The sequence below is a fragment of the Capnocytophaga sp. oral taxon 335 str. F0486 genome (genome assembly GCF_000277665.1).
Classification (GTDB): Bacteria; Bacteroidota; Bacteroidia; order Flavobacteriales; family Flavobacteriaceae; genus Capnocytophaga; species Capnocytophaga ochracea.
Window position 1 is genome coordinate 145,346 of record NZ_AKFR01000034.1, and the last position, 17,959, is coordinate 163,304.

General features: G+C 38.9%; 15 protein-coding genes and 1 tRNA gene. 13 read left to right on the forward strand and 3 right to left on the reverse strand.

The genetic code is table 11. The features are described 5' to 3' along the window. Positions 1–46 precede the first annotated feature (46 nt). Both HMPREF1320_RS08905 and HMPREF1320_RS08910 read right to left on the reverse strand, forming a co-directional pair. The gene (locus HMPREF1320_RS08905) at positions 47–1,435 is read right to left on the reverse strand and encodes an MATE family efflux transporter (RefSeq protein ID WP_009418279.1); all 1,389 of its coding nucleotides are present in this window, start codon (positions 1,433–1,435) and stop codon (positions 47–49) included. A gap of 52 nt (positions 1,436–1,487) precedes the next feature. After that, positions 1,488–3,623, reverse strand: coding sequence for a S46 family peptidase (locus tag HMPREF1320_RS08910; RefSeq protein WP_034554450.1), 2,136 nt, complete (start codon positions 3,621–3,623; stop codon positions 1,488–1,490). Between the two features lie 132 nt (positions 3,624–3,755). On the opposite strand from HMPREF1320_RS08910, the gene HMPREF1320_RS11495 reads away from it, so the two are divergent. The 9 genes from HMPREF1320_RS11495 to HMPREF1320_RS08955 all read left to right on the forward strand — a co-directional run bounded on the left by HMPREF1320_RS11495 (position 3,756) and on the right by HMPREF1320_RS08955 (position 12,012). Further along, positions 3,756–3,941 (forward strand): hypothetical protein, encoded by a 186-nt coding sequence (locus HMPREF1320_RS11495; protein WP_157446764.1) that lies wholly within the window; start codon positions 3,756–3,758, stop codon positions 3,939–3,941. 300 nt (positions 3,942–4,241) lie between these two features. Continuing rightward, complete coding sequence (locus HMPREF1320_RS08920) at positions 4,242–4,601, forward strand: hypothetical protein (RefSeq protein WP_009418329.1); 360 nt, start codon at positions 4,242–4,244, stop codon at positions 4,599–4,601. Between the two features lie 38 nt (positions 4,602–4,639). Further along, complete coding sequence (gene mtaB, locus HMPREF1320_RS08925; RefSeq protein ID WP_009418425.1) at positions 4,640–5,953, forward strand: tRNA (N(6)-L-threonylcarbamoyladenosine(37)-C(2))-methylthiotransferase MtaB; 1,314 nt, start codon at positions 4,640–4,642, stop codon at positions 5,951–5,953. Positions 5,954–6,086: 133 nt separating this feature from the next. Further along, entirely contained in the window at positions 6,087–6,998 is a 912-nt protein-coding gene (locus HMPREF1320_RS08930) for a DUF5655 domain-containing protein (protein ID WP_002671599.1), read from the forward strand. Further along, complete coding sequence (locus HMPREF1320_RS08935) at positions 6,995–7,648, forward strand: hypothetical protein (RefSeq protein ID WP_009418355.1); 654 nt, start codon at positions 6,995–6,997, stop codon at positions 7,646–7,648. The genes HMPREF1320_RS08930 and HMPREF1320_RS08935 overlap by 4 nt, the downstream gene beginning before the upstream one ends. A 47-nt stretch (positions 7,649–7,695) precedes the next feature. After that, positions 7,696–8,325, forward strand: a complete 630-nt coding sequence (locus HMPREF1320_RS08940; RefSeq protein ID WP_002675733.1) for a trimeric intracellular cation channel family protein — start codon at positions 7,696–7,698, stop codon at positions 8,323–8,325. Between the two features lie 68 nt (positions 8,326–8,393). After that, on the forward strand, positions 8,394–10,139 hold the full coding sequence (locus HMPREF1320_RS08945; protein WP_083835391.1) for an ABC transporter ATP-binding protein: 1,746 nt from the start codon (positions 8,394–8,396) through the stop codon (positions 10,137–10,139). 28 nt (positions 10,140–10,167) lie between these two features. Next, the gene (locus HMPREF1320_RS08950; RefSeq protein WP_009418302.1) at positions 10,168–11,235 is read left to right on the forward strand and encodes an isochorismate synthase; all 1,068 of its coding nucleotides are present in this window, start codon (positions 10,168–10,170) and stop codon (positions 11,233–11,235) included. 48 nt (positions 11,236–11,283) lie between these two features. Next, positions 11,284–12,012, forward strand: a complete 729-nt coding sequence (locus HMPREF1320_RS08955) for a DUF4369 domain-containing protein (protein ID WP_009418454.1) — start codon at positions 11,284–11,286, stop codon at positions 12,010–12,012. Between the two features lie 23 nt (positions 12,013–12,035). Here the strand turns inward: HMPREF1320_RS08955 and HMPREF1320_RS08960 are convergent, their stop codons facing one another. Then, the gene (locus tag HMPREF1320_RS08960; protein ID WP_009418421.1) at positions 12,036–12,992 is read right to left on the reverse strand and encodes an acyltransferase family protein; all 957 of its coding nucleotides are present in this window, start codon (positions 12,990–12,992) and stop codon (positions 12,036–12,038) included. Between the two features lie 673 nt (positions 12,993–13,665). On the opposite strand from HMPREF1320_RS08960, the gene rho reads away from it, so the two are divergent. The 4 genes from rho to HMPREF1320_RS08980 all read left to right on the forward strand — a co-directional run bounded on the left by rho (position 13,666) and on the right by HMPREF1320_RS08980 (position 17,957). Continuing rightward, on the forward strand, positions 13,666–15,315 hold the full coding sequence (gene rho, locus HMPREF1320_RS08965) for a transcription termination factor Rho (RefSeq protein WP_009418434.1): 1,650 nt from the start codon (positions 13,666–13,668) through the stop codon (positions 15,313–15,315). 157 nt (positions 15,316–15,472) lie between these two features. Then, a tRNA-Ser gene (locus HMPREF1320_RS08970) sits at positions 15,473–15,560 on the forward strand. A 252-nt stretch (positions 15,561–15,812) separates the two neighbouring features. Further along, complete coding sequence (gene lipA / locus HMPREF1320_RS08975; RefSeq protein WP_009418403.1) at positions 15,813–16,712, forward strand: lipoyl synthase; 900 nt, start codon at positions 15,813–15,815, stop codon at positions 16,710–16,712. Positions 16,713–16,715: 3 nt separating this feature from the next. After that, complete coding sequence (locus HMPREF1320_RS08980; RefSeq protein ID WP_009418268.1) at positions 16,716–17,957, forward strand: ABC transporter permease; 1,242 nt, start codon at positions 16,716–16,718, stop codon at positions 17,955–17,957. Positions 17,958–17,959 lie beyond the last annotated feature (2 nt).

The following is a 17,959-nucleotide window of genomic DNA, read 5'->3' on the forward strand; positions in this document are numbered from 1 at the left end:
ATGTACATTGAACAGCCCTTTGTTGTTTATGAATTACAAAAGAGCTTTAAAAAGTATATTGGTGTCTGTTGGCTATCAGCTGTAAGCTGATACGGTTGAACCTATACAAGAGGCAGACAGCAGCGACGGTGAGACCGGTAAGCAAGCCAATCCAGATGCCCATAGTACCTAAATTGGTATAAACGCCTAACACATAAAGAATAGGGAAGGCAATCAGCCAATAAGCAACAAAGGTGATGTACATAGGCACTTTAGCATCTTGTACTCCACGTAAAGCACCAAGAGCTGTTACTTGCATTCCATCGGATATTTGAAAAATAGCTGCAATGAGTAAGAGATTGGCAGCTTCGCCTATTACTAGAGTATTATTAGCTAATTTTTCTATGTTATCCATCTCTAAGTACAATGACGGTAACCAAGTGCGAAATACCGCTAAAAGAAGGGCAAAAAATACTTGTGTGCAGAGTACTAACAGAAATACCGAAATAGCTACTCTGCGTAAATTGGCATAGTTTCTCGCTCCTAATTGATTCCCTACACGTATCATAGCGGTAATTCCTAAGCCATTAGCAACCATAAAAGTCATACTCGATAAGTTGAGCGCAATTTGGTTTGCTGATAAATGATTTTCGCCCAGCATACCACTTATCCAAATAGCTGCGGTAAATATACCTGTTTCAAAAATCATTTGCATAGCGGTAGGGAGTCCGAGAGCAGTTATCTTTTTGTACATTGCTTGTTGCATATTCTTAAAACTGATACTCATAACATATTCACGCGACTTCTCTAAGTTTTTCAGCATAAAGAAAAGCATTATAGGCATTACAATTCGTGATACTAAGGTGCCAATACCAGCACCTAACACTCCTAATTTCGGGCAACCCCAATTACCATAAATAAAAAGATAGTTTAGAAAGACGTTTAGCAAGTTTGCTAAGATAGTAACATACATAGCATATTTGGTCATTGATAAGCCATCGGCAAACTGTTTGAAGGTAGTGAAAACACCCAACGGAATAAGCGAGAAAGCTACCAAATGGGTGTAGGGTACAGCCAACTCTATTACTTTCTCGCTTTGTCCTGTATAGCGCATCACAGGTTCTACAAAAAACAATAAAAGGAAGAGTACTACTCCTAATATTACATTGAGTACCATTCCGTGATTGAGAATAGACTGAGCAGTTGGTTTATCACCTGCTTCATCAGCCATTGCTACTAAGGAAGTACTAGCAACAGAAAAACCAATGGCAAACGACATTGCAATGAATATAGCGGTATTACCCAGAGCAGCTGCTCCGAGTTCGGTAATACCTACTTTACCTACCATTACATTATCTACGAACCCAACAAGGGTGTGCCCAAGCATTCCTAATATGATGGGGTAAGCAATTTTAAAGTTGTATTTGAATTCTTTTGTATAACTTGATAGGCTCATTCTATTTTAGGAGTTAGGAATTAGCTTATATGCTAACTCCTAACTCTTTTTTCTACTGTACTGTTTCTATTTCATTTATAATATTCTTGGCTCCGGCATAAATATCGATTACCCAGAGGACGTAGCGAATATCTACGTTGATAGTGCGTTGTAGTTGTTTGTCGAAGATTACATCGCCTGCCATTGCTTCGATATTGCCGTCGAAAGCAAGCCCTATGAGTTCTCCTTTACCATTCATTACAGGCGAACCTGAGTTACCACCTGTGATATCGTTATTAGTAAGGAAGTTTACGTGCATAGAACCGTCTTTGTCTATATACCTTCCAAACTCTTTCTTCTTATAAAGGTCGAGCATACGCTGTGGCATATCAAATTCGGCATCGCCTTTTTTGTACTTTGCCATTAGGGTATTGAAGGTAGTATAGTAGTTCTTTTTTACATCGGGGTTGCGTTTATCGGCAGCCAATGGAATGACCGTACCATAGGTAAGACGCAGAGTAGAATTGGCATCGGGATACAAGATAGTACTGATTTTAGAATCGCGCATACCTTTTACGAACTTGCGGAAGGCTTTGGCATAGCTGTCTTCTAAGTTTATAAGTTCTTGAGAAGGGTTGCGGTAACTGTTGAAAAGCACTTCGGAGAGTTGCAAAATAGGGTCTTGTGCTAATTGTGTGATATCTTGTTGAGTACCTGTTTTCGCTGTTTCTTTGCTTCGGTAAATGCTATTAGCCAAAAGTTCTTCTACATATTTATGGAAATTACCATTATATTTTGTTTTGATATCTTTCAACTGAGAAGGAACTTCGTTACCTTTGTTAACATAGAGCTGTAACATATCGGCAAGGATAGCCTTTTCAACCTCTAAATTCACTTTGTCATAATCGGCTAACAAGTCATCAACTCTTTTTTGCAATTCTTCAGCGGGCATACCTCCGCGTTTAGCTCCATCTACAATACTGATGTAGCGTACAGGCATCTTTATAAAGAAAGAAGCACGCCATAGCATACCCAAATAATTCTCATCGGCTGATTTAGCATTGGTTTTTTCAAAGAAATTAGATAAAGTGTTCAGCACGTCGCCATATTCAGCCTTATTTTCAGCTTTATTAGCCCATTTGGCGAAAATAGCTTCGGTTTTGCGCTTAGTAGCTGCTGTTTTATGAGCCGTAAGTGCATCAATCATACCTTGGCGGTTTTTCCAATAATTGGCAATGCTTGAATATTGTGAAGCGTATTGCAAGCGTACAGCATCGTCTTTATCCATAAAGCGCTTCATTGCGTCCATAGCTGTTTTAGAGGCTTCTACCCACGCAGGATAGGCATATTTTACGTTTTGGTCTACCCAATAAGAGCTTTCCCAACGGTTGGTACGTCCTGGGTATCCCATAATCATTGCAAAATCTTTATCTTGCACGCCTTTAAGGCTCACTTTAAGATAGCGTTTTGCTTTAAGAGGTACGTTATTAGGTGAATAGTCGGCGGCATTACCGTCTTTATCAGTATAAACGCGGAAAAGCGAGAAGTCGCCTGTTTGACGAGGCCATTCCCAATTATCGGTATCGCCACCGAATTTTCCAATGCTTTCAGGAGGCGTACCTACAAGTCGTACATCTTTAAAATCTTGGTATACGAAGTAATAATATTCATTACCTTGGAAGAATGGACGTACTGAAACTACATATTTACCCCCTTCACTGTTCTCTTTTTGTATTTTAGCCATTTCTTGGTTGAGAGCAGCTTCGCGTTCTTTTTCGTTCATTGAAGGTTTTACCACTGATAGCATACGGTCGGTTACATTGTCCATACGCACAAAGAAACGCACGAATGATTGCTTAGGTGAAAGTTCTTCGGCGTGAGAGCGTGCCCAGAATCCATTTTTTAGATGGTTATTTTCAGGTGTGGAGAGCTGAGCGATATTGCCATAGCCACAATGGTGGTTGGTGAGCACTAAGCCATCTTTGGAGATGATACTCGCAGTACAACCTCCATTAAATTGTACGATAGCATCTTTGAGACTGTTATTATTGATGCTATAAATTTCTTGAGCAGTGAGTTGTAAGCCTAACTTCTGCATATCTCTTTGGTTGAGACGTTCGATGAACATCAAAAACCACATTCCTTCGTCGGCTTTTGCTATGGGAATGAGCAATAAAAAAGCCAACAGTATAAGACTGATTTTCTTCATAAAAAATGATATAATGATTTATTAGGGTGCAAAGATAGGGAATAATTGGCAAATTAGCAAATGTGCGAGTCGTGTACGCAGATTAATTAGAAAATGAGAGAATTAGTAAAAAGGACAAACAAAAGACAAACAATGAACGAACAAAAGACGAACAAAAGACGAACAAAAGACGAACAAAAGACGAACAAAAGACGAACAAAAGACGAACAAAAGACGGTGCGAGCCGCACGGGCAGATAAACAAAAGACGAAGAAAAGACGAAGAAAAGACGAAGAAAATATCCTCACCCCATCCCTCTCCCAAGGAGAGGGAGTGTAGTAACGGAAAAGTGAGACAAACAAAGAATGAACAAAAGACGAAGAAAGAACGAAGAAAGAACGAAGAAAGAACGAAGAAAGAACGAAGAAAGAACGAAGAAAGAACGAAGAAAGAACGAAGAAAACCTCCCCCTAACCCCCTCCAAAGGGGGAACTATAGCGACGTAAAGACGAACAAATAACGAACAAATAACGACGATAAGGCGGAACTAAAGAGGGAATAAGATGGAGGTAAGGCAAATGTAGCACGAATTTGCAATATGATTTTTTTTTGTACTTTTGCACCCTAAATGAATTTATTATGACCGAACACGAGCTACTAAAAGCCCGTTGGGAAGAGGTGGTACAACGCCTTTCTGATACTTTTACCGAAGGAGAAACATTGGGGATAGATGGGATTATCTACCTCATCGGGGTACAAGAATTGGGACAATTGGGACGCACTTACGTCAAAGATGAGAAAGTAGACTTGATGCACATTGGCATTTGTAAGCTCTTAGAACCCTTTGGCTATTACCAATACGAATTTACAGACCCTGACGGCTGGCCTCATTACCGTTTGATGCAAAACCTCCCTGACCTAAAGCCTGGTGAACAAACCATACTGATGAAAAAAGCCATTGTACGGTATTTTTTAGAGAGAGAATTTTTTGATAGATAAAAGGTAAGAGGTAAAAGGTAAAAAAAACTAATGACTAAATGAAGAAAGTAGCATTTTATACTTTGGGTTGCAAACTCAACTTCTCGGAGACTTCAACCATTGCGCGGAGCTTTGAAGAAGAAGGCTACCAGCGCGTAGATTTTGACGAACCCGCTGATATATATGTAATCAATACTTGTTCAGTAACTGAAAATGCTGACAAGCAATTCAAACAAATCGTACGTAAAGCACTGAAAACAAACCCTAAGGCATTCTTGGCGGCAGTGGGTTGTTATGCCCAGCTGAAACCCGAAGAACTCGCCTCGGTAGATGGGGTGGATTTGGTGTTGGGAGCAAAAGAAAAGTTCAACATTACCCAATATATCGACGACCTTACCAAAAATAATGAGGGTGTGGTACACTCCTGTGAGATTTCGGAAACTGATTTCTATGTGGGGAGCTACTCTATTGGAGACCGTACGAGGGCTTTCCTAAAAGTGCAGGACGGTTGCGATTACAAATGCACTTACTGTACCATACCGATGGCACGTGGTATTTCGCGCAGTGATACTATTGAAAATATCATTGCTAATGCTAAGAAAATCTCGGATAAAGGTATCAAAGAAATTGTGCTTACGGGCGTGAACATAGGTGATTACGGCAAGGGGGAATTTGGTAACAAAAAGCACGAGCATACCTTTTTGGAACTTGTGCAAGCCCTTGATAAGGTTGAAGGCATAGAACGCCTGCGTATCTCATCGATTGAGCCGAATCTCATTAAGGACGAAACTATCGACTTTATAGCACAATCTAACAGCTTTGTGCCTCACTTTCACATTCCGTTACAAAGTGGAAGTAATGAAATTCTCAAAAAGATGAAACGCCGCTACCTGCGTGAGCTTTATGTGAGTAGAGTAGCCAAAATACGCGAAGTGATGCCCGATGCTTGCATAGGGGTAGATGTAATTGTAGGCTTTCCGGGGGAGACCGATGAGCGCTTCTTGGAAACGTATTACTTCCTGAATGATTTGGATATCTCGTATCTGCACGTATTTACTTATTCCGAGCGCGATAATACTGAGGCGGTGCTAATGGACGGGGTAGTGCCCGATGCTGTACGCGCTAAGCGCAGTAAGATGTTACGTGGACTCTCGGCAAAGAAACGCAATGCCTTTTATACGAGTCAGCTGGGAAAAGAGAAGACAGTGCTTTTTGAGAGCGACAACAAACAGGGTTACATTCACGGATTTACAGAGAACTACGTAAAGGTAAAAGCCCCGTGGGATCCTTCCTTAGTGAATACATTGCACAAAGTAAAGCTCACTAAGATAGATGCAGACGGAATGGTAAGATTTGAATTTGTAAAATCCTAACCCCCGTTCCCCGTCCCGAAAGGGAGGTGCAAGCTGAGCAAAGAATACGTCGTAAAGTTTGCCAAAGTTTCAAATTGCCTGTGTGGCACGCATCTTTGGCTAAGTTGAAAAAATATCAATAAATAAAAGTACTATGCAATTATTTCAAAATAGAAATGGGTTCACAGACTTAAAAGAAAAACCATTTAAGTTAGAGCGAGAAATGCAAAACCTATTTGAGAAAAATTTAACACAAATTACAGGATTAGAGTTTGTGAAATCGGAGTTTTCAATACAGAGCCAACGTTTGGATACTTTAGCTTTTGACACTGAAAACAAGTCGTTCGTGATAATAGAATATAAGCGAGGACATAATTATAGTGTATTTGACCAAGGAGTTTCATATTTAAATACATTGTTGAAGTATAAAGCAGATTTTGTGTTAGAGTATAATGAAACCTTAGGTAAAAGTTTGAAGAAAGATGATGTGGATTGGTCTCAAAGCAGGATTGTTTTTGTAAGTCCTGCATTCAATCAAAATCAAAAACAAGCAGTTGATTTTAAAGACCTCAATATAGAACTTTGGGAAGTAAAACGATATGAGAATGATATTGTAGTTATTGATGGGGTAAAGAAATCAGCAGCTTCACCAAGTATTAAGCAAACACCACAAAAAGAAGATTCAGAACTTACTGAGATTGCCAAACAGATAAAATCATATAGTGAAGAAGAATTTTTAGAAGGAAAATCTGATGAAGTGATAGAGCTTTACAATGATTTTAAGCAAGCCATTCTTAATCTTTCACCAGAGATAGAAATTGTACCTCAAAAACTTTATCTTGCCTTTAAAATAGGTAAGAATAATATAACAGATATTGAGATACAAAGTAAGAAATTGAAGATTTCCATTAATGTAAAAAGAGGTGAATTAGAAGATCCTAAAAAGCTAATGCGAGATATATCATCTATTGGGCACTGGGGGAATGGTGACTATCAAATTTCTGTTACAGATACTAAAAATATAGAATATATAATGAGTCTTATCAAACAAGCCATTCTTAAATGAAATTTCTTTTAACAATACCCCTTTCACTACTGTTTTTAGCTTGCGATAACCCTGTTATTAGCTTAAAAAAGAGCTGTAATGCCGAGACCGCTAAACAAACGGTTGCTGAATTAGCAGAAGTAAAAGGGAAAATACAACAGATAGAAAATCTTGCGGGTAGTAATCGCACCTATTGGGTGCAAGATAGCTTGCAACAAGATAGTAAAGCGTATTACCGCTATCAGTTAATGAGCCAATTGCCTTATGCCGATATACATTTGTACAGCTTTTGTGTGGCTAAAGATGATTGTAAACAGGTATTCTTACAGCAAAAGGACGGTAGCTTATTACCTTATGCCGAAATGGAAAAGCAAACTAAACAGCTGGTAGACCAGCAAAAGCAGTTCCCCGCTTTCTTCAAGCAATTTACTACTGATATGGCGTTTAGGCAACAGCATTTGGCAGAGCCTTTAATGCGTTTGTTGGTACAGAAAGACGGCAGTGTACTTCTTACCGAAGAAGAGTTACTCACCGATGATATCAACGCTCTGCAAACCTATACTTTTAGTTATTATCCCGATGGGGTATGTTGTAAAAATACGGAAAAAGCTATTGCGTTTGTGTTTGTACCAGTAGGGGATACTTGGCGACTTTTGGAGATTTGGCATTAATGCTAAGAGAAGTGTGGCAAGTCACAGAAATTAAAATAAAACTTAGAATGGAAGATTTTATCAATGTACTATCGCAGATAGACCAGATTTATCTCTGGGACTTAATAGGAACGGCTGTATTTGGTATTTCGGGCGTGTTAGTGGGGTTAGAACGCCGTATGGACATATTTGGAATGCTCATTTTAGCCTTTGTAACAGGGGTAGGAGGGGGGACGCTTCGCGATATTATGATAGGCAGTGTACCGGTATTCTGGATGAACAACCTTACGTATATATTGATGATAGTCATTAGTGTAGTGATTACCGTTGTTTTCAAAAAGCAATTCTCTGAGCATTGGAGCAAATCGCTGATGGTGTTTGATACTATTGGGCTGGGGGTGTTCACTATCATCGGGATAGAAAAAGCATTGCGTTTTGGCTTGTCGCCTACTATTGCTATTATCTTAGGTACGATGACAGGTAGCTTCGGAGGAGTTATTCGGGATATATTAGCCAACAAACTACCTGCTGTCTTCCACAAAGAGATTTACGCAACAGCTTGCATAGCAGGAGGTACTGTTTATTTCCTTATTGATAACTTTGTAAATCACAACTTAGTAGTATTCATTACCATAATGGTAGTTATAGCTGTGCGATTGTTATCGGTAAAATACCATTGGGAGTTACCGAAGTTTTAATAGTTGAGTTTCTATTGTTATTTGCTCATTATTTATTACTTTTGCACTCTGATTGAGAATTTAAGCCAATGGCACATCTGAGACATATACGTAAATATTTTTATAAATATAAATACCACTTACTACTTGGGATACTTATTACCATAGTGTCGCGAGTGTTTTCACTCTTTATGCCGCGATATGTAAAAAACTCTATCGCAGCCATTGAGGACTTTGCTAAATCGACTAACAAAGATGCCTCACAAATGACTTCCTTACTTATAGAATACGCGCTTATTATCATCGGTACAACTATCATATCGGCGGTGCTGATGTTCTTTATGCGTCAGCTTATCATCAATGTATCTCGTTATATCGAATATGATATGAAAAACGAGATATTTAAAAAATACGAACAGCTATCGCTTAGCTTCTACAAACGCAACCGAGTAGGTGACCTGATGAACCGTATCAGCGAGGACGTATCGAAAGTGCGTATGTACGCAGGTCCTGCTATTATGTACAGCGTGCAGACTATTACACTTTTTGCTTGCGTAATTCCGCTAATGTTTATCATCTCTCCCAAACTTACTATCTACACCCTTATCCCATTGCCTATTCTCTCTTTGCTTATCTACAAAATGAGCAAAAAGATTAATATCGAAACGATGAAGGTACAAGCCTACCTATCCGACCTTTCTACTTTCTCGCAAGAAACTTTCTCGGGTATTGGAGTGATAAAATCGTATAATAACGAGGCGGCTACCGATGCGCAATTAGTAGTACTCGCCGAAGATGGTCGTCAGAAAAACATCAAGCTCGCTAAGATACAGGCTTTCTTTATCCCTACAATGATACTGATGATAGGGTTGAGTCTTATTTTTGTAATCTTTATTGGGGGAAAGCTCTATTATACCGGTGAAATACAATCTATTGGAGTAATTGTAGAGTTCAGTATTTACGTGATGATGCTCACTTGGCCTGTGGCTACAGTGGGCTGGGTAAGTTCTATTGTACAGCAAGCGGAAGCCTCGCAAAAGCGCATTAACGAGTTTCTTTCCGAAGTACTTCAGATACGCAATCAGGTAGGAGAGCTTACGCCTATTAAAGGAGATATTACATTTGATAAAGTATTTTTCCGTTATGAAGATACGGGGATAGAAGCTCTCAAAGACGTATCTTTCCATATAGAAGCAGGACAAACAGTAGCCGTTATAGGCAAAACCGGTAGTGGTAAGACTACACTGTTAGATCTCATTGCACGTATGTACGATGCAAATCAGGGTGAAGTACTGATAGGAGGCAAACCCATAAGAGAATTGAATCTACACAGCTTACGTAGAGCTATTTCGGTAGTGCCACAAGAGAACTTTTTGTTTTCGGACACTATTCGCAACAATCTGCGCTTTGGCAATAAAAATGCTACCGAAGGACAGATAATACAAGTCTGCCAAAAAGCAGTGGTACACAACAATATTACAGAGTTCACCCATCAATACGACTCGGTGCTTGGAGAGCGCGGGGTATCACTCAGTGGCGGGCAACGCCAACGGGTAGCCATCGCAAGAGCATTGCTCAAAGAAGCTGAAATTTATTTGTTAGACGATTGTTTATCAGCCGTAGATACCGATACCGAAGAGAAGATTTTAACTAATTTGCGCGATACCTTAAAAGGCAAAACCGTAATTATAGTGAGTCATCGTGTGTCTATCACTAAATACGCCGATAAAATACTGATGCTCGACAAAGGAAAATTAGTAGAACAAGGTACCAAAGATGAGCTATTGGTACAAAATGGTGTTTTTAAAGCTTTTTATGATTCACAAACGATATAAGCCGTAGTATGGCAAGCATTTTATTTATATGAAGATTAAAACCGAAGATTATATTTCATTTGAAGAACTTTTAAAACAAGTACAGCACAAATATGCTGAACACTTACCTTTTGTGTGCTACAAGCCCCCTCATCACACTTCAGTAATATTGTTGGAACAAGAAGATGATACACTTCATTTTTTTAACACTGATAAAGAAGAACAAGAGGGATTTGTTTTCGCTCCTTTCGATGCTAATGAACCTGCTGTTATCATCACTCCTAACAAAGTTACCGTAAGCCATTTGCCTACACAATCGATTGTAGAAAATACTAATATTGATATTTTAGAAGATACCGAAGCTGAAAAACAAAAGCACATAGGTTTAGTAACCAGAGCTATTGATGAGATACACAGAGGTCATTTTGAGAAAGTGGTTCTTTCGCGCAAGATAACTATCAAAGAAGTCGTAAATCCGTTTAAGAGCTTTGCCAATATGGTAACACGATATTCTTCGGCATTTTGCTATTTGTTTTATCACCCAAAAGTAGGGACTTGGCTAGCTGCTACACCCGAAACGCTCTTCCGCAGTAATGGCGAAGATTTTTGCACAATGGCATTGGCAGGTACACAACCTTTTAAAGAAGGTGAGATACATTGGCATACTAAGGAAAAAGAAGAACAGCAAATAGTTACTGATACCATCGTGCAGCAGTTACAAGAGTATGTTAATGAACTTGAAGTTTCAGCAGTTCAAACTGTGCGAGCAGGTAGTCTGATGCATTTATGTACTAAAATAAAAGGGAAGATAGCTCCTGATAAAGTATATGAGTTAATAAAACGTCTGCACCCTACACCAGCCGTCTGTGGTTATCCTACTGAGGAAGCACGTACTTTTATTATAGAAAACGAACTTTATAAAAGGCAATATTACACAGGCTATTGTGGCTGGGTGTCCAACAATAACCAAGCATTCTATGTGAATTTGCGTTGTATGCAAATCACTGATAACGAAGCCTATTTGTATGTAGGTGGAGGTATTACCAAAGACTCCATTCCTGAAAAAGAATACGAAGAAACACAAAATAAAGCAATGACAATGATGACAATCATATAAACTTTGGCAAAATTGTCTCTCTTTTTAATAACTAAAAACTAAACAATAATGAAAAGAATAGTAATGGTAGTCTCAGCACTATTAATGATAGTAGCTTGCAAGAAGGACGACAAAAACACAATGATTGTGGAAGGAAATATCGACGGATTGAAAGTAGGTACTATCTACCTACAACAATTCGTAAACGATAAGCTCACCAATATCGATTCGGTAGTGGCCAATGGCAATGGTAAGTTTACCTTCAAGCGACATTTAGAGAGTCCTGAAGTGTTTTTTATTTACCTCGATTTAAAAAAACAAGCAGGTACCGACCTCGGTGACCGCCTAATGTTCTTTGGTGAACCTAAGCAGATTACTATCAACAGCTCTTATGATATGTTTGAAGTGAAAGCCAATATCAGTGGTTCACAATCGCAAAAGGATTATGGAGAGTATGCCCACACTATGCGACAGTTCGGAATGCGCAATGCTGAACTCCTCGAACAGCAAGTGAATGCTTTTAAGGCGGGTAATACTACCTTAGCCGACTCGCTGAATGCAGCATCGGAGAAAAATAACTTCCGTCGTCACCTCTTTGTGCTGAACTATGCCCTCACGCACCCCGATTCGTATATCACCCCTTATGTGGTATTGGTTGATGCCCCCAATACTCGCGTAAAATACTTAGATTCTATTTATGGAAAGCTCAATAAAGAGGTTGCCAATTCTAAATACGGCAAAGAGTTCAAAAACTATATAGAAGAAGCTCGCAAGGCAGAAAAAGAAATGGAGAAGTGAAAAGTTAAGAGTTTTTCACCTATCTAAAATCTGCCGTAGAGTATTCTTCTTAGCCATTTTACGTGCTGTACCAATCGTTGTATTATATCGCAAGCGATGATGGCTAAAACGGTAAATATAGCTACGTTCAAATAGAAATTATCGCTTATATATTCTTTGATGTAAACTACTAAGAAGCGCATATAATAGTGGGTGACGTATATTTCTAAAGAAATACCTCCTAAATACTTCAAACATTGTGTTGCCTTATTTTCTGAACGGCAGCACCATTCCCATAAAACATAAGAAGCAGCGATACCCGTAAGTGCCAAAGCGTACAAACGGAGAGAGTGGAGTATGTAATGGGCTTTATCAACAGGGAAGAGCAATAGGAGCGGAAAGGCAATAAGGCTCACCCAACCCATAGGGCGGAGGATTTTCAGTGCTTGAGGTTTGTACTTGTGTGTGGCGTAACCCAATGAAAAATAGATGAAATACCAACACAATTCGGGCAATCCATAAAAGATAGGTTGTGCTCCTGTAACTCGGTGCAAGAAGATGAGAATGCTCCAGAGACCTATCATCACCCATATTTCACGATGTTTATTAATCTTCAAAGCCAGATAGAGCAAGGCACACTCCCAAAATAGCAACCACAAGAACCACATTCCTTGTGTGGGTTTATAAATAAGCACGCAAAGATGTTCCCATACTTTTTCTATATCGAGGATATAACCGTGATAGGTGGCGGAAATTAAAAACCAAACAAAGAAAGGAATCACCAACACCTGAAAGCGTTTGCTGAGGTTCAGTTCGCCACGAATATTGAAGTTTACATAGCCTGAAAGAAACATAAAAAGGGGCATATGGAAAGCGTAAATGGTTACATACAAGGGGTTGGTGCGGTCATCACCCAAAAACCATTGCGAAGCGTGCCCTATCACTACCAAGATGATAGCAAAACCTTTGAGCACATCGATAAGAGGGTTACGTTCTTTCATAGTTACTTCTTTATGAGGCAAAAATACATTCTTTTTTTGATACTACAAAATAATTGATTCATACCAGAAATGCCAATAATGCCAATAATGCCGAAATACCTGAGGCAATAAAAAAACTTTAACAAAGTGTGTACTACAAAAGTGGCATATTGGGGCTTTTCGGAAGGAAACGAAGGGTATCGTAGCAGGTGTGAAAGTGCTTTTAAGATGGGATTAGCTTATAGAAAGCTTATAGGAAGCTTATACGAATCTTGGAAGATTGGTATAGAAAAGGTATTTAAGTAGTTGGGAATGAATGATTAAGAGTGTGTAGTAGAAAATGTTAAAACGAAAGAAAAAGGAAGGAATGACGAATGACGGGTGACGAATGACAAAGGTAATGTAGCGATGGGAACTTGTATAGAGCAAGAAAAGTATTAGATTTTGAAAAGCAAAAAGGTTTATTCTATCAGAAGCTAATAAAAAAAATGCACTTGATAATGGAATTGGCGGGACAATAAAAAAAAGAAAATAATTTGCTAATTGCTAAATGTTTTATATCTTTGCACCCGATTTCAGTACCTCTGATTAAAAAATACTTTCAATAATATCCCATCTTAACTATATAAAAAGAGGAATTTCACTTATCTTGACTACTGAAAAAAATCACTTACTTTAATAATAACTATTTAAAATGCTTAACATTGTAGAGTTAAAATCTAAAAAGCTAACTGAGTTACAGGAAATAGCAAAACATTTGGATATACCTAAATTTCGGTATGTAAATAAGCCTGAACTCATAGACCTAATTCTAAAAAATCAAAAAAAAGAACTCCCCAACAAAAAAGAAGAAGTTCAAAAAGACAATTCTCCTATTATTACAACTGAGAACACAATTGAACCCAAAAAAAACAGTCGTAAAAAGAAAATAGAAGTACCTCAAAAAGTAGGCAGTTCTAAACAAGAAAAGACTTCAAAAACACCAACCGTTAAAAAGGCTTCTTCGGCAGATGAATCTAAAACGTATCAGAAGAAAAACACTACTTCTGTGGTTTCTAACAATCATCAGAATAATGCTACTCCAACAAAAAACTACAGTTCCCCTGTACAAAATGGCAATGGCAATAATGGTAATTACAATCAAAATGTGAACAATGGTAATACTATTGTTAATAATGAGAATTTTGATAAAGAAAAGAAAAACCGTTATCGCGCCCCCGATTTTGAATTTGACAGCGTGGTAGATTGTGAAGGGGTTTTAGAAATCACTTCTGACGGTTATGGTTTTTTGCGTTCTTCGGACTATAACTATTTGGCTTCACCTGATGATATTTACGTATCTTCTTCACAAATACGACTTTTTGGCTTGCAAACAGGAGATACTGTATATGGAGAAGTGCGTCCGCCTAAAGATGGCGAAAAGTATTATCCGCTACTAAAAGTTATAAAGATAAACGGACTTGACCCCCAAGTGGTGCGCGACCGAGTACTATTTGAACACCTTACGCCTCTTTTCCCTGATGTAAAATTTGAGTTGGCAGGCAAAGGCTCTACTGTTTCTACTCGCTTGATAGACCTTTTTGCTCCTATTGGGAAAGGACAACGCGGTATGATAGTGGCACAACCTAAGACGGGTAAAACAATGCTTTTAAAAGATATTGCGAATGCCATTAGCAAAAATCACCCCGAAGTGTACCTAATGGTACTCTTGATTGATGAGCGACCTGAGGAGGTAACTGATATGCAACGCAGTGTGCGAGGAGAGATTATCTCTTCGACTTTTGATAAGGAAGCTGCCGAACACGTGAAAATAGCTAATATTGTACTTGAAAAAGCAAAACGATTGGTAGAATGTGGTCACGATGTGGTTATATTGTTGGATTCTATCACCCGTTTGGCTCGCGCTTATAACACAGTGCAACCAGCTTCGGGAAAAGTGCTTACTGGTGGGGTAGATGCTAACGCTTTACACAAACCTAAACGCTTTTTCGGAGCAGCACGTAATATTGAAAACGGCGGCTCTCTTTCTATCATCGCTACGGCTCTTACTGAGACAGGTTCAAAGATGGACGAGGTAATTTTTGAGGAATTTAAAGGAACGGGTAATATGGAGTTACAATTGGATAGACGTATCTCGAACCGCCGTATTTTCCCAGCTATTGACTTAATAGCTTCGTCTACTCGTAGAGATGACTTGTTGCTTGATGAAAACACGCTTAATCGCACTTGGGTATTGCGCAAGTATTTGGCAGAAATGAACCCGATAGAGGCGATGGAATTTATGGAAAAGCAAATTAAGCTAACGCGCAATAACGAAGAGTTTTTGGCAACGATGAACAATTAGTTTTTTACAAAGGCAATATAGTTCATATCTGTAAAACAATAAATTATAGAAAGGATAAAAAAAATATCTAATTTTTTGCCTTTAAAATTTGCAGATAATAAAAATAGTTGTACCTTTGCACCCGCATAATTGAGAAAACAATTGTGATTGTGCACTTGGAGAGATGGCAGAGCGGTTGAATGCGGCGGTCTTGAAAACCGTTGAGGGTAACACCTCCGGGGGTTCGAATCCCTCTCTCTCCGCCAAAGTCAGAATGTTGATAAAATTATTTTTAAGGCTAAAATAGAACGTTTGTTTCTGTTTTAGCCTTTTCTCATATAAGAAAAAATAGGCTTTTACCTTGGTAAAACTTGGGTTAGATATAAGAAATAGCTTTTTGTGCTTCACTTATAATCAGTACTTCCGATAGGGGATAGATATTTTTTCGGTCTAAAAACTTTTGTAATCATCAATTTTGTAGTATCTTTGTAAAAAATTATATAGAACATTAAAAAATAATGAATGCAGAAACACTTGCTGTAGATGAAATAGGAACCACTACCACTACTACCTTAAAGAGCAATAAACCAGAGTGGATACGGGTAAAATTACCCACTGGTAAAAAGTATACTGAACTGAGGAGTGTGGTGGACAGATATAACCTTCACACAATTTGTACTTCGGGTAGTTGCCCCAATATGGGAGAATGTTGGGGAGAAGGCACTGCTACTTTTATGATATTGGGGAATATCTGTACGCGCTCGTGTGGCTTTTGTGGCGTAAAAACAGGGCGACCTGAAAGTTTGGATTGGGAAGAACCTGAAAAGGTGGCACGTTCTATCAAACTGATGAACATTAGGCACGCAGTACTGACCTCGGTAGACCGAGATGATTTAAAGGATATGGGAAGCATTATATGGGCTGAGACGGTGAGAGCCGTGCGCCGAATGAACCCTAATACTACAATGGAGACCTTGATTCCTGATTTTCAGGGAGTAGAACGCAACTTAAACCGTATACTGAAAGCTGCACCTGAAATCATTTCGCACAATATGGAGACGGTACGCCGATTGACTCGTGAAGTGCGTATACAAGCTAAATACGACCGAAGTTTGGGCGTGTTGCGTTACTTAAAGGAAAACGGTGCAAACCGTACTAAATCGGGGATTATGTTAGGACTTGGAGAAACTGAGGAAGAGGTGATAGAAACCTTGCACGACCTTAAAGAGTCAAAAGTGGATATTGTAACTATCGGTCAGTATTTGCAACCTTCCAAACAGCACCTTCCTGTAAAGAATTTTGTTACTCCTGAGCAGTTTGCCAAGTACAAAGAAATAGGCTTATCATTAGGTTTTCGTCACGTAGAAAGTGGAGCGTTAGTACGTTCATCTTACCGCGCTCATAAGCATTTGTTATAAACCGTGTGGATTGTAATTCGTGAAAATATAAAAATAGCTCTTGACAGTATCAGAGGGCAACTATTGCGCACAATTCTCACCGTGCTCATCATCGCTATTGGCATTACGGCATTGGTAGGAATCCTGAGTGTGATTACTGCTTTGCGCAATACGCTTGAAGGCAATTTCTCGAGTATGGGAGCTAATACTTTTTCGATTACAAGGTATCAATACAGTCAGCGAGCTGAGGGGAGTGGTACCACCCAAAAGCCACACCCTTTAATTACTTATCAAGAAGCAGTAGCTTTTAAACAACAGTTAGATAATCCGTTTGCAAAAACGAGTATTTCTATGAATGTTGCTTCCTCAGCTGAGGTGAAGTACGAGAACAAAAAAACTGATCCATTAGCCGTAGTGATAGGCGTAGATGAGTACTACGTTGGCAATTCGGGGTTAGAAGTGGAAGAGGGACACAATTTTAGCGATTTCGATATACAGAACAATAGCTATGTGTGCGTGATAGGTCCGGATTTTAAGAAAACACTACTTAAAGATGTAAATCCATTAGGAAAGACTATTTCGGTACGTGGTTATAAGTTCAAAGTCATAGGTATACTTAAAGAACAAAGTTCCTCCTTTGGCAATTACGAAAACTTTCAAGTGTTGATTCCTTTAGGTATTGCACGCAGTATTTTCCCCATAGATAATCCTAATTTTCAACTCAAAATAAGTGCTCAGAGCAAAGACCAGTTGGACGGACTTATAGATGATGCTACCATAGTGATGCGTAACCTGAGAGGCTTAGCACCTTTACAAGAAAATAATTTTGGGATAGAACGCAGTGACGACTTATTGCAACGCATAGGTAGTATTACGGGTACCCTTTCTGTTGCTGGTTTTGTGATTGGGCTTATTACCATCTTGGGGTCTTCAATCGCCCTATTGAACATTATGCTCGTTTCGGTAACCGAGCGCACTAAGGAGATAGGCATTCGCAAAGCGTTGGGAGCTAAACGCAAATCTATTACCTTACAGTTCTTTACCGAGACCCTAATAATAGCTCAATTGGGAGCACTTACGGGTATTGTATTAGGTATCAGTTTAGGATATTTGATATCTAAAGCCGTTAAGTTTGATTTTACCATTCCGTGGGGTGTTATTATTATTGCTATATGTATAGCTCTTATAGTAGCGGTAATATCAGGATTGTATCCGGCAGTAAAAGCCTCGAAATTAGATCCTGTAGAAGCGTTGAGATATGAATAACT